The sequence below is a fragment of the Micromonospora sp. WMMD723 genome (genome assembly GCF_049863385.1).
GTDB lineage: Bacteria > Actinomycetota > Actinomycetes > Mycobacteriales > Micromonosporaceae > Micromonospora > Micromonospora wenchangensis.
Genome location: NZ_JBMKNR010000001.1, coordinates 1,697,002 through 1,715,004 on the forward strand (window position 1 = coordinate 1,697,002; position 18,003 = coordinate 1,715,004).

The window sequence follows — 18,003 nt, forward strand, 5'->3', positions numbered from 1 at the left end:
TCACAGTGGGGCGTCGAGCCGGTGTCGACCCGGCCGCACCCTCGTCGGTGACCACCGGTCGGCTGCCCGGTCCGCCCGGTGGATGGCGAACACTCCGCGTCCTACGCCCGTGCGGGGTGACGCTGCCCTGCCGTGATGCTATATCGAATGGATTCGATCTGCGACAGGTGTCCGGCCCGGTCCGGCGGGTGTCGACCCTGCGCGACGGCCCGACCACGGACCGGTGGCACGCTCAGCGGGTACGCGCCCGCCGGGCCGCCAACTCCGTACGGTTACGGACGCCGAGCTTGCGGAAGATGTTGCCCAGATGGAACTCGATCGTCTTCACCGAGACGAAGAGCCGCTGCGCCGCCTCCCGGTTGCTGAGCCCGTTGGCGATCGCGGTGGCGACCCGGGCCTCGGCCTCGGTCAGCGTCGCCTCCCCTGCCGGCACCGGGAACGGCGGGTCGGCGACCAGCGGGACACCGGCACCCGCCGCGGACGTGCCGAGGGAGCGCAGGTCCCGCATCACCAGCGTGAGCATCCCGGCGGCACCGGTCCGGGCGTACCCCGCGCACGCCTGCTCCAGCAGCCGGGCCGCCTCGCCCCGCCGGCCGGCCCGCCCGTGGTGCACGCCCAGCAGCCAGGCCACCCGGGCGGCGAGCAGCTGCTCGACCGGGCGGGTCAGCAGGTCCACCGCCGCCGTGAGGGCCGCCGTGGTGGCCGGGCCCGGCTGGAGGATCCAGTCCCGCCACGCCGGCAGCACCGGTCCGCCCGGCCAGGAGGCGGGCGGGTCGTCGATCCCGGCGAGCAGGTCGCCGGCCAGCCGGGACCGGCCGGCGAGGGCGTGGTGGGTGGCCAACTCCCAGCGGTGCTCGTACTGGAGGCCGGCGGTCACCCCGACGTCCCGGGCCACCACGAGTTCCAGCAGCCCGGCCCAGGTCTCCCGGTCGCCCCGGGCGAACGCCAGCGCGGCCGTGCACTCGGGCAGGTGGCGGGCCACCCAGGCCGAACCGACCTGGGCCGCCAACTCGCGGGCCTGGTCCAGGTGGACGGCGGCATCGTCCAGGTCACCGCGCAGCGCGTCGCACTTGGCCAGCCAGGAGGTCGCCTCGGCCTGCACGTCGGGGGTGCCGCACTGCGCGGCCAGCCGGGCCGCCTCCCGCAACTCGGCCTGCCCCCGGACCAGGTTCCCCGCCCAGCAGTCACCGACCCCGACCAGGGCGAGCAGCCGGGCCCGGTCGGCCGGCGGCAGGTCCAGGTCGGCGAGCAGCGGGGCGAACCGGCGCGCCTCGTGCGGACGCATCAGCGTCATCACGGCGGTCAACGCGCACTCCACCAGCACCGGGTCGTCGCCGAAGGCGTGCTCGTCGAAGATCCGTACGGCGGCGTCGAGGTGCTCCGGGCCCTCGGCGAGGCCGGCCCGGGTGGCCGCCGTCCCCGCCAGGGTGCGGTAGATCAGTGCGGTACGCGCCGAGCCGCTCGCCTCGTGGGCCTGCCGGACCCGGGTCAGCAGGGGGAGCAACCGATCGCTGTCGGTGGTCCGGGACAGCGTGAGGAAGGCCCGGAACAGCAGGCGCGCGGCCTCGTCCGGGTCGGCACGGTCGGCCGCCGACAGCAGGCGCTCGGCCGTGATCTCGGTGGACACCGGCTGAGCGTAGAACCCGGGGCCAACCCTGGGGATTTCCCCGGTGCCGGGGCCACCCCGGTGCACCGACACTGCATGCACCTGCCGGTCCAGCCGGCCGGTGGGGCGTTCGCGAACGGATAGAGGTAGCACCATGAAGCGCAGGACCGTACAGATCGACACCATTCCCGCCGACGGGGTGGAGCTGGCCGACGAGCAGCTCGCCGGGATGCTCGGTGGGCTGCCCCGCAACGGGGCGGGCTCGTCGAAGACCATCGACGACATCCCCAACGGGGGTCGACCGGACACCGACACCGACTTCTGATCCGTCACCGTCGGCGATCCGGCCCACCCCGGTGGCCGGGCCGTCGGCGGTCCCCGTCCGGAGTACCCATGATCCTCATCCTGACCGCCCCCGACGACGTGCACGCCGACGCGGCAGAGGTGGAGCTGGGCCGGCGCGGCGTCAGCTGGGTCCGCTTCGACCCCGCCGACGTACCGTCCCGTGCGTCGCTGTCGGTGACCGTCCGGGACGGCCGGCTGACCCGTACCCTGGTCCGGCACGCGGACCCGGACGGGACCGTCGACCTCGACGCGGTGACCGCCGTCTGGTTCCGCCGGCCCGGTGTGCCGGTCGCCCCGTCCCACCTGGACGAACCCCACGCCGGTTTCGTCGTCGAGGAGAGCCGGCAGTTCGTCGGCGACGTCTGGGAGACCCTCGACGTGCCGGCGCTGCCCGCCCCCCGACCGGTGGTGCTGCGGGCCCAGCAGAAGGTCCGCCAACTCCAGCTCGCCCTGCGCCTCGGGTTCGACGTGCCGGCCACCGCCGTCGGCAACGACCCCCGCGACGTGCTCGACCTGTTCGACCACACCGGCGGCCGGATGATCACCAAGCAGGTCGGGCTGACCAGCCTGCGTGACGAGCTGATGCGGTACACCGAACCGGTCACCCACCGCGACGTCGGCCACGTCAACGGGGTACGCCACTGTCCCCTCATCGCGCAGGAACGGGTGCCCAAGCGGGTCGAGCTGCGGGTCACCGTCGTCGGCGACCGGGTGTTCACCGCCGCCATCGACTCCCAGCGGTCCAACCACGCCCGGCACGACTGGCGTCGCCAGGACGACCGCAACACCCCGCTGAGCCGCTACGACCTGCCCGCCGACGTCGCCGCCCGGTGCGTGGCGCTGACCCGCGCGCTCGGCCTGCGCTACAGCGCCCTCGACCTGATCGTCACGCCCGACGGCCGGTACGTCTACATCGAGATCAACCCCAGCGGCCAGTACCTGTGGGTGGAGGAGGAGACCGGGCTGCCCATCACCGCTGCCGTGGTCGACCTGCTCACCACGCCCGCCCCCACCCCCGGAGCCACCACATGACCACTCTGGACCCGGCGCTGCTCGACGCCGCCGTCACCCTGGTACGGGAACTGACCGCCGACCGCGCCGGCCTGCCCGAGGCCCGTCGACGCCTCACCCCGCTGCGGGAACGCTGGCCCGGGGCCGATCCGGCGGTCGTGCGGGACGAGGAGGTGGCCGACGGGTCCGTCGCCTTCGACGTGCTGCTGCGCGAACCGGCCGGCACGGTCTCCGTGGCGTACAGTCCGACGCCGGCCCTGCCGTGGCCGCTGCGCGGGGCGGTCCGGCACTCCGACCACCACCTCGCCCGGGTGGGCACCCGGACGCTGCGGGTAGGCGAGGCGCTCACCGCCCTCGACTTCCTCTGGTACGACCACGACGTGCTCGCCAGGCTGGTCGACACCGGCCTGGTCGCCGAGGAGTTGGAGCGGCACCCGGTCGAGGTCGACGACGACGAACTCCAGGCGGCGGCCGACGCGTACCGCCGGGCCAAGGGCCTGCTCGACGCCGAGTCGACCGCGCGGTGGCTCGCCGGGCGGGGGCTCTCCGCCGAGGATTTCGCCGACCTGATCGCGCACACCGTGGCGGTCGCCCGGCTCCGCGCCCGGGTGGTGGGTGACCGGCTGCCGGAGTGGTTCGCCGCGCACCGGTCCACGTTCGACCGGCTCCTGATCGTCTGGGCCGCCGAGGGGACGCCCCCCACCGACCGCGCGACGGCGCTCGCGACGGTGGCCGCCGCCGTCCGCGCCGGCCGGGCCGCCGGCACCCTGCGGACGGTGGCGGTCGCGGCCCCGCCGGAGCTGCGCGACGCCGCCGGACCGGTGCCGACCACGATCGCCGGTACGGCGGTGACGGCCGTGGTGGTCGACCGCGAGCCGGCCGTCCTCGACGACGACACCCGGGCGCTGGTCGAGCGGGCCATGTTCGACGAGTGGCTGGCGCAGCGGCGGGCCGGCACCGACGTCGAGTGGTTCTGGCTGCCCCGGGACCGGACGACCCGGGTCCGGTGACCGGCCGGCGACGGGTGCCGGTGGTGCTGCAGGTCGCCGCCACCGACTGCGGGCCCAGCGCGCTCGCCATGCTGCTCGCCGCCCACGGCCGGGCGGTCCCGGTGTCGCACCTGCGGGCCCGACTCGACGCCGGCCGGGACGGCCTGAGCCTGCGCGACCTGCGCGACGAGGCGCAGCAGCACGGGCTGCGCTGCCGGGCGATCGCCCTGCCGGCGCTGCGCCGGGACGCCACCCGGCTGCGGGAGCTGCCGATGCCGCTGCTGGCCCACTGGAACGGCGACCACTACCTGGTGGTGGAGCGGATCGGCCGCCGTGGCGTCGACGTGGTGGACCCGGCGGTGGGCCGCCGACGGCTCTCCCCCGCCCAGTTCTGCGCCGGCACCACCGGGGTGGTGCTGCTGGCCGCGCCCGACGGTCCCGCCCCGCCGACGCCCCCGGCACCGTCGCCGGTACGCGGCCTGCTGCTGCCGGTGCTGCGCCGGCACACCGGGCTGCTCGCGCTGCTGGCGGCGACCTCGGTGCTGCTCACCGCGACCGGCCTGGCCGTGCCGTGGGCGACCGCCGCGCTCATCGACGCCGCCGCGCCGCCGGCGGCGACCTGGCTCGCCGCCGTCGCCGCGCTGGCCCTGCTCACCGGGGCGTTGTCCCTGGCCCGGGGGCTGACCGTGACCAGCCTGCAACGGCGCATCGGCAGCCGGCTCGGCACCGAGACGGTGCACCGGCTGTTCGAGGTGGTCTACCGGTACTTCCACCGCCGGTCGGCCGGCGATCTGGTCGACCGGGTCCGGGCGGTGGCCGGGGTCCGGGACCTGCTGGCCTCGGCGCTGGTCGCCACCGCCCTGGACGGACTGCTGGTGGTCGGCTACCTGACCGTGGTGACCGTGCTGGCGCCGGTGCTGGGGCTGGTGGCCGCCGCCGTGATCGCCGCGCAGGCGGGCACGGCGCTGTGGGTCGGCCGCCGCTCGGGCGCGCTGCAACGGGAGGAACTGCTCGCCTCCGGTGAGGAGGCGGCCCGGCTCTCCGAGGCGGTGCAGGGCATGGCGGCGATCCGGGTCGCCGGGGCCCAGCAGCGGGTGCGGGAGCGCTGGCAGGAGTCGTTCGACCGGGGCGTGTCGGCGGCGCACCGGCTGGCCCGGCTGACGGCGGTCGCGGACGCGCTGCTCGCCGCCTGGTCGATGGCGTGCCCGGTGCTGATGCTGCTGGTCGCGGTCCGGCAGGCCGACTCGCCGGGCCGGGCCGCCGGCCTGGCCGCGCTCGCGGTCGCCGCGGTCACCCCGGCGGTCGCGCTGGCCCAGCGGCTGCCGTCGTTCACCCTGCTCGCCCCCACCATGGACCGGCTGGCCGACATCGTGGACGCGCCTGTCGAGCAGCCCACCCCGGGCGCGCCGGCGCCCCGGCTGACCGGGCTGGTCACCCTCACCGGGGTGGGTTTCCGGTACGACAGGCGGTCGCCGTGGGCGCTGCGCGACGTCACCGCCGTGATCCGGCCCGGCAGCAAGGTGGCGGTGGTGGGCGGCTCCGGCAGCGGCAAGAGCACCCTGGTCGGCCTGCTGACCGGGCTGTACGCCCCGGCCGAGGGGCGCATCCACGTCGACGGCCACGACCTCGCCACGCTGGACCTGTCCTCGGTGCGCCGGCAGATCGGGGTGGTCCTGCAGGAGACGTACCTCGGCGCGGGCACCCTGCGCGAGGCGTTGACGCTGTCCCGTCCGGATGCCTGCGACGCGGCCGTCGACCGGGCGGTCCGGCTGGCCGTGCTGCACGACGACGTGGCGGCCCTGCCGATGGGGCTGCACACCCACCTCGGCGACGGTGGCGTCGGATTGTCCGGCGGGCAGCGGCAGCGGGTCGCGCTGGCCCGCGCGCTGCTGGCCGACCCGGCCCTGCTCATCCTGGACGAGGCGACCAGCGCGCTGGACACGGTGACCGAGGCGGCCGTCGAGGCGAACCTGCGGGCGCTGCCGGTGACCCGGTTGGTGATCGCGCACCGGCTGTCGACGGTCGCGGACGCCGATTTGGTGCTGGTGCTCGACCGGGGGCGGCTGGTGGAGTGCGGACCGCCGGGGGTGCTGCTGGCCGCCGGGGGACCGTTCGCCCGGCTGGCCGGGGTGCCCGGTGCCGTCCGGTCGTGGCCCGATCCGGTCCGCTGAGCCGGTCACGGCGCGTGCGGAACGGCGGCGAACTCGACGAGGTCGAGGCGGCCGTGGGTGGACGCATAGCGGGTGAGTGAGGTGTTGGCGACCGGGGTGGTGGCGAGGATCGCGTCGAGGTCGGCGAACGACAGCCCCTCCAGGACGTGCCGGGCGGCGACGACCACGGCGTCGTGGGCCACCACCCACACCCGGCGGCCGGCGTGCCGGCGGTGCAGGTCGGTCAGGGCGGCGCGGACGCGGGCGGCGACGTCGTCGAACGTCTCGCCGCCGGGTGGTCGGTAGGCGTAGAGGCCGTCGGCGGCGAGCCGGGCCGCCTCGGCGGGGAACCGTTCGGCGATCATGAGCGGGGTCAGCAGTTCCAGGTCGCCCATGAGCCGGTCGACCAGCCGCCCGTCGAGGTCGACCGACGCCGGGGTGACGCCGAGGGCGGCGGTGTCCGCGACTCGGGCCCAGGTCTGCCGGGCCCGCCGGTACGGCGAGCAGACGACGTGGTCGGGTCGCCGGTCGGCGGCTTGCGCCGCGAGCCAGCGGCCGAGCCGGGTGGCCTGCTGCCGGCCCAGCGGCGACAGCGGGACGTCGGCGTCGCGTCCGGTGAGCCCGTGCGCGGCGACACCCCGCGCGTGGGCCTCGGCGAACGCGACGTTGGCGACGCTCTGCCCGTGCCGGACGATGGTCAACTCCGCGACGGTGTCCACCGTTCCACTGTCCGGCAGCAGCCGGTGCGGGGCGACCCCGGGCGGCGGGACGCCGCCGCAACGACGGCGGTACCCGGCAGCTCGCCGGCCTCGACACCCCCGACCGAACACGTTTCCGAAAGTTTCCGAAAGTCGTTGACGCGTTCGAAATGCCGCTGCAATACTCCGATTCACAGCGACATCAACGTATCTCGATAGAACCCCGCATCCCCAGGCAGCACCGCCCCCAGGAGGACCTGCGCATGATCTCCAGCACCGGTGGCTCCGGTCACCCGTCCCGCTCCCGAGCCTCCCGCCTGACCGTCCGGCTGGCGGTGCTCGCCACCACCGCGGCGCTGGGCGCCGTCGGCGTCGCGGTCTCCGCCACCCCGTCCAGCGCCGCCGCCTGCAACGGCTACGTCGGTCTCACCTTCGACGACGGACCGACCGGCAGCACCGGCGCGCTGCTGAACGTGCTGCGCGCCAACAACGTCCGGGCGACCATGTTCAACGTCGGACAGAACGTGCAGGGCAACCCGTCCGCCGCCCGGGCCCAGGTCGACGCCGGCATGTGGATCGGCAACCACAGCTGGAACCACGCGCACATGACCTCGATGGGTCAGAGCCAGATGCAGTCCGACCTCTCCCAGACCAACTCGGCGATCCAGTCGGCCACCGGCGTACGGCCGCAGCTGTTCCGCCCGCCCTACGGCGAGACCAACTCGACCCTCCAGTCGGTCGCCTCGTCACTCGGCATGCGCCAGGTGATCTGGGACGTCGACTCCCAGGACTGGAACGGCGCGAGCGTCAGCCAGATCGTCTCCAACGCCAGCCGGCTCCAGAACGGCCAGGTGATCCTGATGCACGACGGCATCCAGAACACCCGTGACGCGATCGGGCAGATCATGGCGAACCTGAACAGCCGTGGCCTCTGCCCGGGCATGATCTCGCCGAGCACCGGCCGGGCGGTGGCCCCGGACGGCACCCCGCCGACCAACCCCCCGACCACCCCGCCCACCGGCACCCCGACCACCCCGCCGGCCGGTGGGACGTGCACCGCGACGGCGACGTACCCGAACGTGTGGGGCGACCGGTACAACACCTCGGTGACGGTCCAGGGCGGCAGCAACTGGACGGTGGTGGTGGCGCTGACCGCGCCGCAGAAGGTCAACACCACCTGGAACGGCACCCCCAGCTGGGACAGCACCGGTTACGTGATGACGATGCGGTCCAACGGCAGTGGCAACACCTTCGGCTTCACCACGATGATGAACGGCAACAGCGGCGCCCGGCCGCAGATCCGGTCCTGCACCACCGGCTGACCGGTGGGCGGCCACCCCGATCCGGGGGGCCGCAGGCACCTCCCGACCAACCGGCCCTCCCCGGACGCCACGGCGTCCGGGGAGGGCCGCCGCACAACCACCCGTCGGAGTGGGCCCGAAACTTTTCAGTCACTCGCTCGAAACTACCGGTTGAAAACCCCGGGATTACCTGCCAACCTGAAATCCATCGATGAACGTGAACGTTAACAGCACGCTACGGGCCACCCACCACCACCAGGAGGTACCGACAGTGCGAGGACACGCACCGCACTCCCCGCCCCCGGCGCAGCACCGCCCGGCCCGGGTCTCCCCACGTCGGCGACGCCGGCTGGTCACGCTCGCCGCAGCCGGGATCGCCGCCGCCGTCGTCGGGTTGTTCACCATGACGGTGACCACCGGCACGGCCTCGGCCGCCGACAACCCGTACCAGCGGGGCCCCGACCCGACCCGGAGCAGCGTCGCCTCCGTGAACGGTCCGTTCGCCAACACCTCGGTCGCCGTCCCGACCGGGTACGGCTTCAACGGCGGCCGGATCTACTACCCGACCGACACCAGCCAGGGCACCTTCGGGGCGGTCGCCATCTCACCCGGCTACACCGCGCTGTTCTCCGTCGAGCTGGCCTGGATGGGGCCGTGGCTGGCCTCGCACGGCTTCGTCGTGATCGGCATCGAGACCAACAGCCGCAACGACTTCGACACCGCACGGGGCACCCAGTTGCTCGCCGCGCTGGACTACCTGGTGCAGCAGAGCCCGGTGCGGGACCGGATCGACCCCACCCGGCTGGCCGTCTCCGGTCACTCGATGGGTGGCGGCGGGGCGCTCAGCGCGGCGCTGCGCCGCCCGGCGTTGAAGGCGGCGGTCGGCATCGCGCCGTACTCACCGTCGTCGAACCTGGCCAACGACCGGGTGCCCACGATGGTCTTCGCCGGGCAGGCGGACACGGTGGTCACCCCGTCCTACGCCACCGGGCTCTACAACAGCCTCCCGGCCACGACCGAGAGCGCCTACCTGGAGGTCGCGGGGGCCGACCACGGGTTCATGGTCGGCCGGTCGAACCCGGTGCTGATCCGGACCATGTTGCCGTTCCTCAAGATGTTCGTCGACAACGACGCCCGGTACAGCCAGTTCCTCTGCCCGCTGGCGGACAACAACGGCGTGGTCAGCTACCGCAGCACCTGCCCGCTGCTGCCGCCGACGGCGACCACCCCGCCGCCGATCCCGTCGGACACCCCGCCCCCGATCCCGACCACCCCGCCGCCGACCACGCCGCCGCCGAGCAACCCGCCCGGCGCCGCCAGCCTGATCGTCGGCGCGCAGTCCAACCGGTGCCTCGACGTGCCCAACGCCTCCCGCGCCAACGGCACCCGGGTGCAGCTCTGGGACTGCAACCGCGGGACCAACCAGTCGTGGACGTACACCACGAGCAAACAGCTCCGGGTGTACGGCGACATGTGCCTGGACGCGGCCGGCTCCGGCAACGGTGCGGCGGTCCAGATCTACGGCTGCCACGGCCAGACCAACCAGCAGTGGAACATCAACGCCAACGGCACCATCAGCAGCGTGCAGTCCGGGCGCTGCCTGGACGTCTGGAGCACGGCCAACGGGGCCCAGGTCCAGCTCTACGACTGTCACGGGCAGACCAACCAGCGGTTCACCCTGACGCCCCTGACCTGACGGCCCGAGCGGCGACCGCTCCCGCACCACGCGGACCGGGCCGGTGTCTCCCGCACCCGGGGAGGCACCGGCCCGCCCCCGGTGGCGTACGCGGCGGAGGTGACGTCCGCTCGGCTCCGACCGTTCGCTGCGCTAATCGACGTTGGCGGGACAAGCCGTGCCCGGTTTGCGAGGCTTATCGGGTGCGGAGGGATGATCCCGCGCCACACCCGACGGCCGGGGGTCGGCGTCTGGTGGCCCGTGACCCTGAGGCCATCGGCGATGTGAGCTGGGTCGAACTCTTCGTCGATCTGCTGTTCGTGTTCGCGTTCCTGGCCGTCACCACGCTGATGGCCGAGCATTTCAGCCCCCTCGGGTTGGTCCAGGGCGTGCTCGTGATGCTCCTTCTCTGGCACTGCTGGACCCCGTGTGTCTGGCTCGGCAACGTGGTGCACCTCGACCGGGGGATCATGCCCCCGATCATGCTCGGCATCGCCGCCGCCCTGTTGGCGATCGGGGTCGCGATACCCGAGGGGTTCACCGACCGGGACGGCGGGCTGCCCGGCCCGATGGTGCTGATCTGCGGATATCTGCTGATCCGGGCGACCGCCATGGGCGTCCTCACGTTCGTCAGCCACCGGGGCGAGGGCGGACGGCCGTCGGTGGTCGCCGCCTGGTTGATCTTCATCGCCGGCGGGCTGGTGCTGCTCGCCTCCTACCTGGTGCCGCCACTGCTGCCGACGACCGTCGACGCCGCCCTGGTGCAGGCGGTGCTGTTCGCGAGCGCTCTCGTGATCGACTCGCTCATCCTCGTGGTGGCCAGCAAGGGCGGCTGGCGGGTCGTCTCGCCGTGGCACTTCGCCGAACGGCACGCCCTGATCGTGCTCATCGCGCTCGGCGAGACGATCATCTCGATCGGCGCCAGCGAGGGGCTCGGCGTGGACCGCCCGGTGACCGTCCAGCTGGCCGTCGGGGCGGTGCTGGGCATCACCGTGGTCTTCGCGCTGTGGTGGAGCTACTTCGACCTGGCCAAGGTGATCATCGAACGGGCCCTGCGGGCCAGCTCCGGGCGGGAGCGCGCCCGGGTCGGCCGGGACGTCTACAGCGGGTTTCACCTGCCCATGATCGGCGGGTTGATCTTCCTCGCGCTGGGGCTGAAGTACCTCAACACGCACGCCACCCCGAGGAGCGCCAGGCCGTGGCCGTCGGCCGGCGTCGCCGTCCTGTACGGCGGTGTGCTGCTCTATCTGAGCGCCCTCGTCGCGGTGGAGTGGCGGGCGGTCCGGCTGCTGGGCCGGGGTCCGCTGGTGGGGGTGGCGCTGCTGACGGCGCTGCTGACGGTGGTCGGCCGGATCTCCGAGGTGCAGGCGCTGGTGGTGCTCATCGCCGCCGTCTGCACGATGCTGGTGCTGGACAACACCCTCTTCCGGCGAAAACACCGGCAACTCCACGAGTCGGTCGAGCAGGAGAGCCTCCACGTCGGGACGATCGACCCTCGGGAACTCTTCGTCGACCTCGTGTTCGTGTACGCCTTCATCGAGGTCACCGCAGTGATGAACCGGTTTCCGACCCCGCTCGGCCTGGCCCAGGGCATGATCCTGCTTGCGCTGCTGTGGTGGGCCTGGACGTCGTACACCTGGCTCGCCAACGCCGTGCGGCACGACAGCACGTTGGTGCGGCTGTGCACGGCGGGCATCATGACGGCGGTGCTGCTGATCGGGCTGGCGATCCCGCAGGCCTTCGTCCCCCTGCCCGGCAGCCTTCCGGGCCCCCTGCTGGTCGTCGGGTGTTACATCGGCGTCCAGCTCCTACAGGGTTTGATCTTCCGGCAGATCGTCCGGGAGAACCCCGACCTGCGGGGCACCCGTACCCGGTTCGTCGCCACGACCGCCACCATCGCCGTCCTGCTGGTGATCGCCGTCATCGAGGTGGTCGCCCCCGACGCGGTCGCCCGGCACCCGGCCATCACGCTGCTCTGGGTGGCCGCGCTGCTCGTGCAGTACGTCGCCGGGTACTGGGCCGGTGGGCGGCTGTGGCGGATCAGGCTGGTCCGGCACTGGGCCGACCGGCACGCCCTGGTCATCCTGATCGCCGTCGGCGAGGCGGTGCTCTCCGTCGGCATCTCCATCAACAACGTGCCGATCTCCGCCCCCACGCTCGTCGTCGTCGTCGCGTCGGTGGTGGCCCTCGGCACGATCTGGTGGAGCTACTTCACCGGCATCGACGCGGCCCGGATCGCCCTCGGGGCCTACGAGGGGGACCGTCGGGTCCGCGCCGCGCGGGACGCGTACACCTATCTGCACCTGCCGATGATGGCCGGGATCGTCCTGGTCGCCTACGGCCTGCACCAGACGCTGGCCGCGTCACAGGAGCGGCACAGCGCCCTGCTGGGCCACTACATGCTGTTCTTCGGGGTGGCGTTGTACCTGTTCGGCAACCAGATGTTCTGGCTGCGGATCTTCCGGACGGTCAGCCGCCACCGGCTCATCGGCGCGGGCGTGGTCACCGTCCTGGCACCGGTGACCGTCCCGCTGCCGTCCGTGGCCTCGTTGCTGCTGCTGACCGTGCTCGGCGTCGTCTTCGCCGTGGTCGAGGGGGTGCAGGAGGGTGACCCACGGACCCGGCGGCCCGCCCGGACGTGACCGGTTCCGGCGGCCCGCCCCCGGGGCTCAGCCGGCGGTGCAGGGGTTGCCGTTGAGCCCGAAGCTGGTCGGTGGCGCGTTGCTGGTGCTCCAGCTGCCCTGGATGCCGAAGCTCACCGAGCCGTTCGCCGGGACGACGCGGTTCCAGTCGACGTTGCGGGCCGTCACCGTGGCCCCGCTCTGGCCGGTCGTCGCGTTCCAGCCGGAGGTGATCTGCTGGTCCCCCCGGAAGCTGAAGGTGAGCGTCCAGCCGTCCACCGGCGCGGTCGCGGTGTTCTGGACCGTCACGACGGTGACGAACCCGCCCTGCCACTCGGACTGGTTCTGGTAGGTCACCCGACAGGTGGACGGCGGTGGCGGGGAGGTCGGCGGTGGCGTGGTGGTCGGCGGGGTGGGCGGCGTCGGCGCGAACACCGCGTTGGAGGCGATCGAGACGTTGCCGACCGCGTCCCGGGCCCGTACGTAGAACTGGTACCGCAGCGGCGTCGACGGCGGTGGCGGCGGCGGGAGCGCGATCGTGTACGTCGTCGTGGGCACGGTGGCGACCAGGAACGAGCTGTACCAGCCGTCGAAGCGGTAGACGTTGTAGCCGCTCACCCCGACGTCGTCGGTCGACGGTGACCAGGACAGCGTGGCGGTCGAGTCGGTCACGTCGCCGAGGGTCAGGTTCTGCGGCGCGCTCGGCGGGGTGGTGTCCGGCCCGGTGTCGGTGACCGGGGTGACCACGGTGACCGGCTCCGACGACAGGGAGCGGTGCCCGACGACGTCGCGGGCGGCGATCCGGAACAGGTACTGCCGGCCCGGGGTGATGTAGTTGCTGATCGTGGTGGTGGTGACGTCACCGACGCTTGCCGACATGACGACGTCGTCGAAGGGGCTGTAGTACGTGATGTCGTAGCCGGCGATGGCGCAGCAGCCGCGGGTCGCGGCCGTCCAGGTGAGGGCGACCGACCTCGTCCTGACCTCGCTGGCGGTGACGTTCGTGGGCACGCCCGGCGGGAAGGGCGAGGTGTTCGGTGTCCCCGGCGGGGTGGTGGGTGCCGTGGGCGGCGGCGCGGCCGCTCCCCTCAGGGGCGCCGCGGCGGGTGCGGGCGCGACCCCGGGGAGCCCACCGGCGGACGGTCCGGGGAGCGTCGTGGTGCCGGCACCGGCGGCCGGTACGGCGACCACTCCCACGCCGAACACGGCGATCGACGAGACGACGGCGGCGAGCAGGCCGGGCCGCACGCGGCGGCGCGACGCGGACGAACGGACCCCTGGCATACGTCCACGGTGCGGCAACACATCGAAGCCTGTCAACGGCTTGCACCAACCGGTGCGGTTTCCGGGCCACCTCGCCCCGACCGGGTCCGACACCGGCCCGCGCACCGGCTGCGGGGCGGGCCCGGACCCGGCCCGCCCGCGACCCTCCCGCCCGCCTGCTCCCCGGGAACCGCCCCGCAGCTCAGCCGGCCGTCCAGGCGCGGAGCTTGTCGGGATTGAGGACCGTCCAGATGCGCCTGATCCGGTCACCCTCGACGTCGAACGCCAGCACCGCCCCGACGACGCCCGCCACCTGCGCCACCAGACCGGGCTGCCCGTTGACCGTGCGCTCCAGGAGCCGGACGCCGGAGGCCGCACCGCCCCGACCGGCGAAGAAACGCGCGATCTGCTCTGCACCCTCGATCGGGTGGAGTACGGCGCTGACCAGTCCGCCGCCGTCGCCGGTCGCGGTGGCGTCGGGCGTCAGCAGACCGACGAGCGCGTCGATGTCCGTGTCCTCCCACGCCTGCTTGAAGGCCCGCACGACACCGGCCTGCCGGGCTGCCGGCACCCTGGGCGCCGACGACCCGCGCACCCGGCGACGGGCGGACGAGGCCAACTGGCGGCACGCGGCGGGCGTACGGCCGACGACCTCGGCCACCTCGGCGAAGGAGTACCGGAAGACGTCGTGCAGGATGAACGCGACGCGCTCGGCCGGTGTCGTCGATTCGAGCACCACCAGGAAGGCCATGCTGATCGACTCGTCCAGGGTGACCCGGTCGACCGGGTCACCCGTACCGTCGCCGGTCCACTCGGCACTGTCGGGCAGGGGCTCCGGAAGCCACTCCCCCACGTAACGTTCCCGCCGGACGCGGGCCGAGCCGAGCACGTCGAGGCAGATCCGGCCGGCGACCCTGGTCAGCCAGGCACCCGGGGTCTCGATGGCTCCACGCTGGTCGGGGGAGAGGGCATACCAGCGGGCGTACGCCTCCTGCACGACGTCCTCGGCGTCGGCCAGGGAGCCGAGCAACCGGTACGCGAGACCGATGAGCTGGGGCCGCTCGCTCACGGGCCCGCTCGGAGCCGCCTCGAGCCAGTCCAGTCCGGGCCCGCTGGGGTTGGTCATGCTGACGCCGACTCCCTTGATCGTCCGCTTCCCCACCGGTTCGACCGACGGCACCCGCGGCTGCGGAATCGAAGCGCCGCCTGACATTCGGCAGGGCTGTTTCGTCGTATCGGTAGGCCGAACACTATCCCAGCAAACCGCAGGGAGAACCTGACATGAATCCCGCCCCGGGCGACACCGGGACCGTCGCGCCATCGGTGCCGGCCGGTCTCACCGGGGGTGGCTTCGGCCCGCGCTCCGTCAGCAGTTGATCCACGGCCATCGTCACGGCCCCGCCGACCGGGAGAGAACGATCATGGAACCAGTGAACCTCGCGATCATCTACTACAGTGCCACCGGCACCGTGCACACGCTGGCCAAGGCCGCCGCCGAGGGGGCGGAGAAGGCCGGCGCGAACGTACGCCTGCGTAAGGTGGCCGAGACGGCGCCGGCCGAGGCCGTCAACGCGAGGGAGGAGTGGGCCCAGCACGTCCAGGACACCGCCGACGTCGAGGTGGCCACCGGCGACGACCTGGAATGGGCCGACGCGGCCCTGTTCGGCACCCCCACCCGCTTCGGCCTCGTGTCGAGCCAGCTCAAGGCATTCCTCGACACCCTCGGTCCACTGTGGTTCCACGGCAAGCTCGCGAACAAGGTCTACTCGGCCTTCACCGCCTCGAACAGCGCACACGGCGGGCAGGAGTCGACCCTCCTGTCGCTGTCCAACGTCTTCTACCACTGGGGCGGGATCATCGTTCCTCCCGGCTACACCGACCCGATCCAGTTCCAGTCGGGCAACCCCTACGGCACCTCCCACGTGGCCGGCGGTGGCGCGCCGGGTGACGTCACCCTCCAGGCGGCCCGCTACCAGGCCCGCCGCGTGGTCGACACCATGGCCGCGCTGAAGGCCGGCCGCCCCGCCTGATCCGACCTGCGGCGACAGCCGGGGGAAGGGTGTCACGCGCCGGTCGGGCCGGGACCTGACGGTCCCGGCCCGACCGGCGGCGGTCACCCCTCGACGTCGGTGACGTACGGCGTCAACCGGCGAGCCGGACCGGCAGTGCGGACAACCCCCGGGTGAGCAGGCCCGGGTGCCACTCGATCGCGTCGGCGTCCACCGCCAGGCGGGCCTGCGGGAACCGGGCCAGGAAGTCCCCGATGGCGACCTGTGCCTCCATCCGGGCCAGCGGTGCCCCCATGCAGAAGTGGATGCCGTAGCCGAACGAGAGGTGCGGGTTGCGCTCACGGTTCATCAGGAACCGGTCGGCGTCGGCGAACGCGGCGTCGTCCCGGTTGGCCGCGTGCAGGGACACCATGACCAGATCCCCCGCCGCCACCTCCGTACCGAAGAGGTTCATCGCCGTGGTGACGGTGCGCAACGCGGCACCCGTCACCGGGCTCTCGTACCGGAGGAACTCCTCGATGGCCTGGGGCAGGTCCTCGGGGTGGGCCCGGATGTGGTCGGCCAGTTCCGGGGTCCGCAGCAGCAGGTAGAGACCGTTGCCGATCAGGTTCGTCGTGGTCTCGTGGCCGGCGACGACGAACAGGAAGGCCGTCGAGATCAGCTCGTCCTCGGTGAGCCGGTCGGACTGGTCCCGGGCGGCGATCAACGCCGACAGCAGCGCGTCGTCCGGGTCCACCCGACGCCGGGCGACCAACCCCTGCAGGTGCGCCACGAAGTCGGTGACCTCGCGGACCGGAAAGACCGGCGCTCCCAGCCCGGCGCTGAACGCGTCGGCCCACCTCCGGAAGTTGGCCCGGTCCTCGACCGGCACCCCGAGCAGTTCGGAGATCACCTGGACGGGCAACGGGGACGCGTACCCGGCGATGAGATCCGCCTCGTCGGCCCCGGCCGCGAGCCGATCCAGCAGATCACCGGAGAGGTGTTCGACCCGGGGCCGCAGCGCCTCGATCCGTCGGGGCACGAAGGCCTTGGCGACCAGCCTGCGCAGCCGCGTGTGGTCGGGCGGGTCGATACGCAGCATCGACGTGTTCATCGCGGACCGCACCTGTGGACTCAACGCGCCCTGGTCGAACCAGTCGTGCTGGTCCCGGTTGGACAGGCGGGGATCGTTCAGCGCCTCGCGCACCTCGGCGTGCCGGGTGACCATCCAGACCGGCACGCCGTTGGGTAGCCGCACCTGCCGGACCGGTCCGGCGGCGTGCATCGAGGTGAGGAAGTCCTGCACCGTACCGGTCAGGTCGAGGACGTCCGGGGAGTCGCTCATCAGCACCACTGCTCTCTCACACGGCGACGGTTACGGACCGGGACGACACGCGCGGCGTCACCCGCTCGCCGTGCCGGAGTCGGACAGCAGCATCTGGTCCAGCATCCGGGGCTGCCAGTTGTAGTACGACTGGACCTTGTAGTTCTCCTCACCGGTCGACGACACCCCTGCGTAGTAGACGAACCTGCTGTCGGCGGCGTTGTTGGGCAGCCCCTGGAGAAACTGCTCGATCTTCGGTTCCAACGGCACCGGGAGGGATGCCGAATCCGGCGTCATCACGGCGAAGCAGAATCGCTCGACCGCCGAGGATTCCCAGCCCAGGCTGGCGTAGATGCCGAAGGAATGCCGGGCGAGCCGGAGCATCCGCTCGCCCGGATCGGGCAGACCGAGTTCACGGGTCATCGACAGGACGCCCTCGGGGGTGAGGCATGCGTCGGGCAGCGCACCGAAGTACACGTTCACCGTCCGGTGCCGGTAGTCGATGCCGAAGGTGTTCACCCTGTCGTCGAGGCCGCGACGGGCGAAGAACTCCATGTTGTCGGCCAGACTGCGGGGCATCGAGGGACATCCGGCGAGCGTGGCCAGCGACTGCATGCCGTCCGGCGGGAAGAAGACGTATATCTTCTTGAACCCGCCCGCCACGCCGAAGTCGATGCCGTAACCGGCGATCGGGCAGTCCTCGCGGACCTCGGCGAGCAGGGCACCGATCGGGTGGTCCGTCCGCCCGGTGAGCCCGTTCGACAGCGCCACGGCGTACGGGTCGGTCTCCCTGCCGACGGTGAAGCGCCAGTCGAGATCCCCCTGGTACCGCGCCCCGGTCGCCACCCGGAGTGCGATGACGGCACTCGGCAGCGAATCCGCGTACGCGTCCAGGATGGCCTGGACCCGCTCACGCGAGCAGGGCACCTCCAGCAACCGGGCCGATTCCTCGATGGCCGAATACAGGTCTGCTGACTCGGCGTGCTCGGACATTCATCCTCCAGGTGTCCGGGCCGGCGCGCGGAGCACGGG

14 protein-coding genes are annotated in these 18,003 nt (G+C 72.8%); 8 read left to right on the plus strand and 6 right to left on the minus strand.

Annotated elements, in window-relative coordinates; all coding sequences use genetic code 11:
* Positions 1-232 precede the first annotated feature (232 nt).
* Complete coding sequence (locus ACN261_RS07685; protein WP_421484607.1) at positions 233-1,627, minus strand: helix-turn-helix transcriptional regulator; 1,395 nt, start codon at positions 1,625-1,627, stop codon at positions 233-235.
* 133 nt (positions 1,628-1,760) lie between these two features.
* Between ACN261_RS07685 and ACN261_RS07690 the strand changes: the two genes are divergently transcribed.
* The 4 genes from ACN261_RS07690 (at position 1,761) to ACN261_RS07705 (ending at position 6,122) form a co-directional block, all read left to right on the plus strand.
* Positions 1,761-1,931, plus strand: coding sequence for a putative ATP-grasp target RiPP (locus ACN261_RS07690; RefSeq protein WP_425849179.1), 171 nt, complete (start codon positions 1,761-1,763; stop codon positions 1,929-1,931).
* 68 nt (positions 1,932-1,999) lie between these two features.
* Complete coding sequence (locus tag ACN261_RS07695) at positions 2,000-2,983, plus strand: MvdC/MvdD family ATP grasp protein (RefSeq protein WP_425849182.1); 984 nt, start codon at positions 2,000-2,002, stop codon at positions 2,981-2,983.
* A complete protein-coding gene (locus ACN261_RS07700; protein WP_425849185.1) occupies positions 2,980-3,972 on the plus strand; it encodes a TIGR04500 family putative peptide maturation system protein in 993 nt (330 codons plus the stop codon). Before ACN261_RS07695 ends, ACN261_RS07700 begins: the two co-directional genes overlap by 4 nt.
* The gene (locus ACN261_RS07705; RefSeq protein WP_425849188.1) at positions 3,969-6,122 is read left to right on the plus strand and encodes a peptidase domain-containing ABC transporter; all 2,154 of its coding nucleotides are present in this window, start codon (positions 3,969-3,971) and stop codon (positions 6,120-6,122) included. Before ACN261_RS07700 ends, ACN261_RS07705 begins: the two co-directional genes overlap by 4 nt.
* A gap of 5 nt (positions 6,123-6,127) precedes the next feature.
* On the opposite strand, the gene ACN261_RS07710 is transcribed toward ACN261_RS07705, so the two are convergent.
* On the minus strand, positions 6,128-6,820 hold the full coding sequence (locus ACN261_RS07710; protein ID WP_421484611.1) for a histidine phosphatase family protein: 693 nt from the start codon (positions 6,818-6,820) through the stop codon (positions 6,128-6,130).
* 242 nt (positions 6,821-7,062) lie between these two features.
* On the opposite strand from ACN261_RS07710, the gene ACN261_RS07715 reads away from it, so the two are divergent.
* The 3 genes from ACN261_RS07715 to ACN261_RS07725 all read left to right on the plus strand — a co-directional run bounded on the left by ACN261_RS07715 (position 7,063) and on the right by ACN261_RS07725 (position 12,417).
* On the plus strand, positions 7,063-8,121 hold the full coding sequence (locus ACN261_RS07715) for a polysaccharide deacetylase family protein (protein WP_425849191.1): 1,059 nt from the start codon (positions 7,063-7,065) through the stop codon (positions 8,119-8,121).
* Positions 8,122-8,311: 190 nt separating this feature from the next.
* Complete coding sequence (locus ACN261_RS07720) at positions 8,312-9,796, plus strand: ricin-type beta-trefoil lectin domain protein (RefSeq protein WP_421484613.1); 1,485 nt, start codon at positions 8,312-8,314, stop codon at positions 9,794-9,796.
* A 233-nt stretch (positions 9,797-10,029) separates the two neighbouring features.
* A complete protein-coding gene (locus ACN261_RS07725) occupies positions 10,030-12,417 on the plus strand; it encodes a low temperature requirement protein A (RefSeq protein WP_425849194.1) in 2,388 nt (795 codons plus the stop codon).
* Between the two features lie 27 nt (positions 12,418-12,444).
* Here ACN261_RS07725 and ACN261_RS07730 read toward each other — a convergent pair whose 3' ends face one another.
* Together ACN261_RS07730 and sigJ are read right to left on the minus strand one after the other, a co-directional pair.
* Positions 12,445-13,680, minus strand: a complete 1,236-nt coding sequence (locus ACN261_RS07730) for a cellulose binding domain-containing protein (RefSeq protein ID WP_425849197.1) — start codon at positions 13,678-13,680, stop codon at positions 12,445-12,447.
* A 181-nt stretch (positions 13,681-13,861) separates the two neighbouring features.
* Positions 13,862-14,728 (minus strand): RNA polymerase sigma factor SigJ, encoded by an 867-nt coding sequence (gene sigJ / locus ACN261_RS07735; RefSeq protein ID WP_425849198.1) that lies wholly within the window; start codon positions 14,726-14,728, stop codon positions 13,862-13,864.
* A gap of 352 nt (positions 14,729-15,080) precedes the next feature.
* Between sigJ and wrbA the strand changes: the two genes are divergently transcribed.
* Positions 15,081-15,689 carry an NAD(P)H:quinone oxidoreductase gene (wrbA, locus tag ACN261_RS07740; protein WP_425849200.1) on the plus strand — a complete coding sequence of 203 codons (609 nt, stop codon included), beginning with the start codon at positions 15,081-15,083 and terminating at the stop codon, positions 15,687-15,689.
* A 112-nt stretch (positions 15,690-15,801) separates the two neighbouring features.
* Here wrbA and ACN261_RS07745 read toward each other — a convergent pair whose 3' ends face one another.
* Positions 15,802-16,992: a cytochrome P450 family protein gene (locus ACN261_RS07745; RefSeq protein ID WP_425849202.1), complete on the minus strand. Its 1,191-nt coding sequence runs from the start codon at positions 16,990-16,992 to the stop codon at positions 15,802-15,804.
* 57 nt (positions 16,993-17,049) lie between these two features.
* Complete coding sequence (locus tag ACN261_RS07750; RefSeq protein WP_421484618.1) at positions 17,050-17,964, minus strand: aromatic prenyltransferase; 915 nt, start codon at positions 17,962-17,964, stop codon at positions 17,050-17,052.
* Positions 17,965-18,003 lie beyond the last annotated feature (39 nt).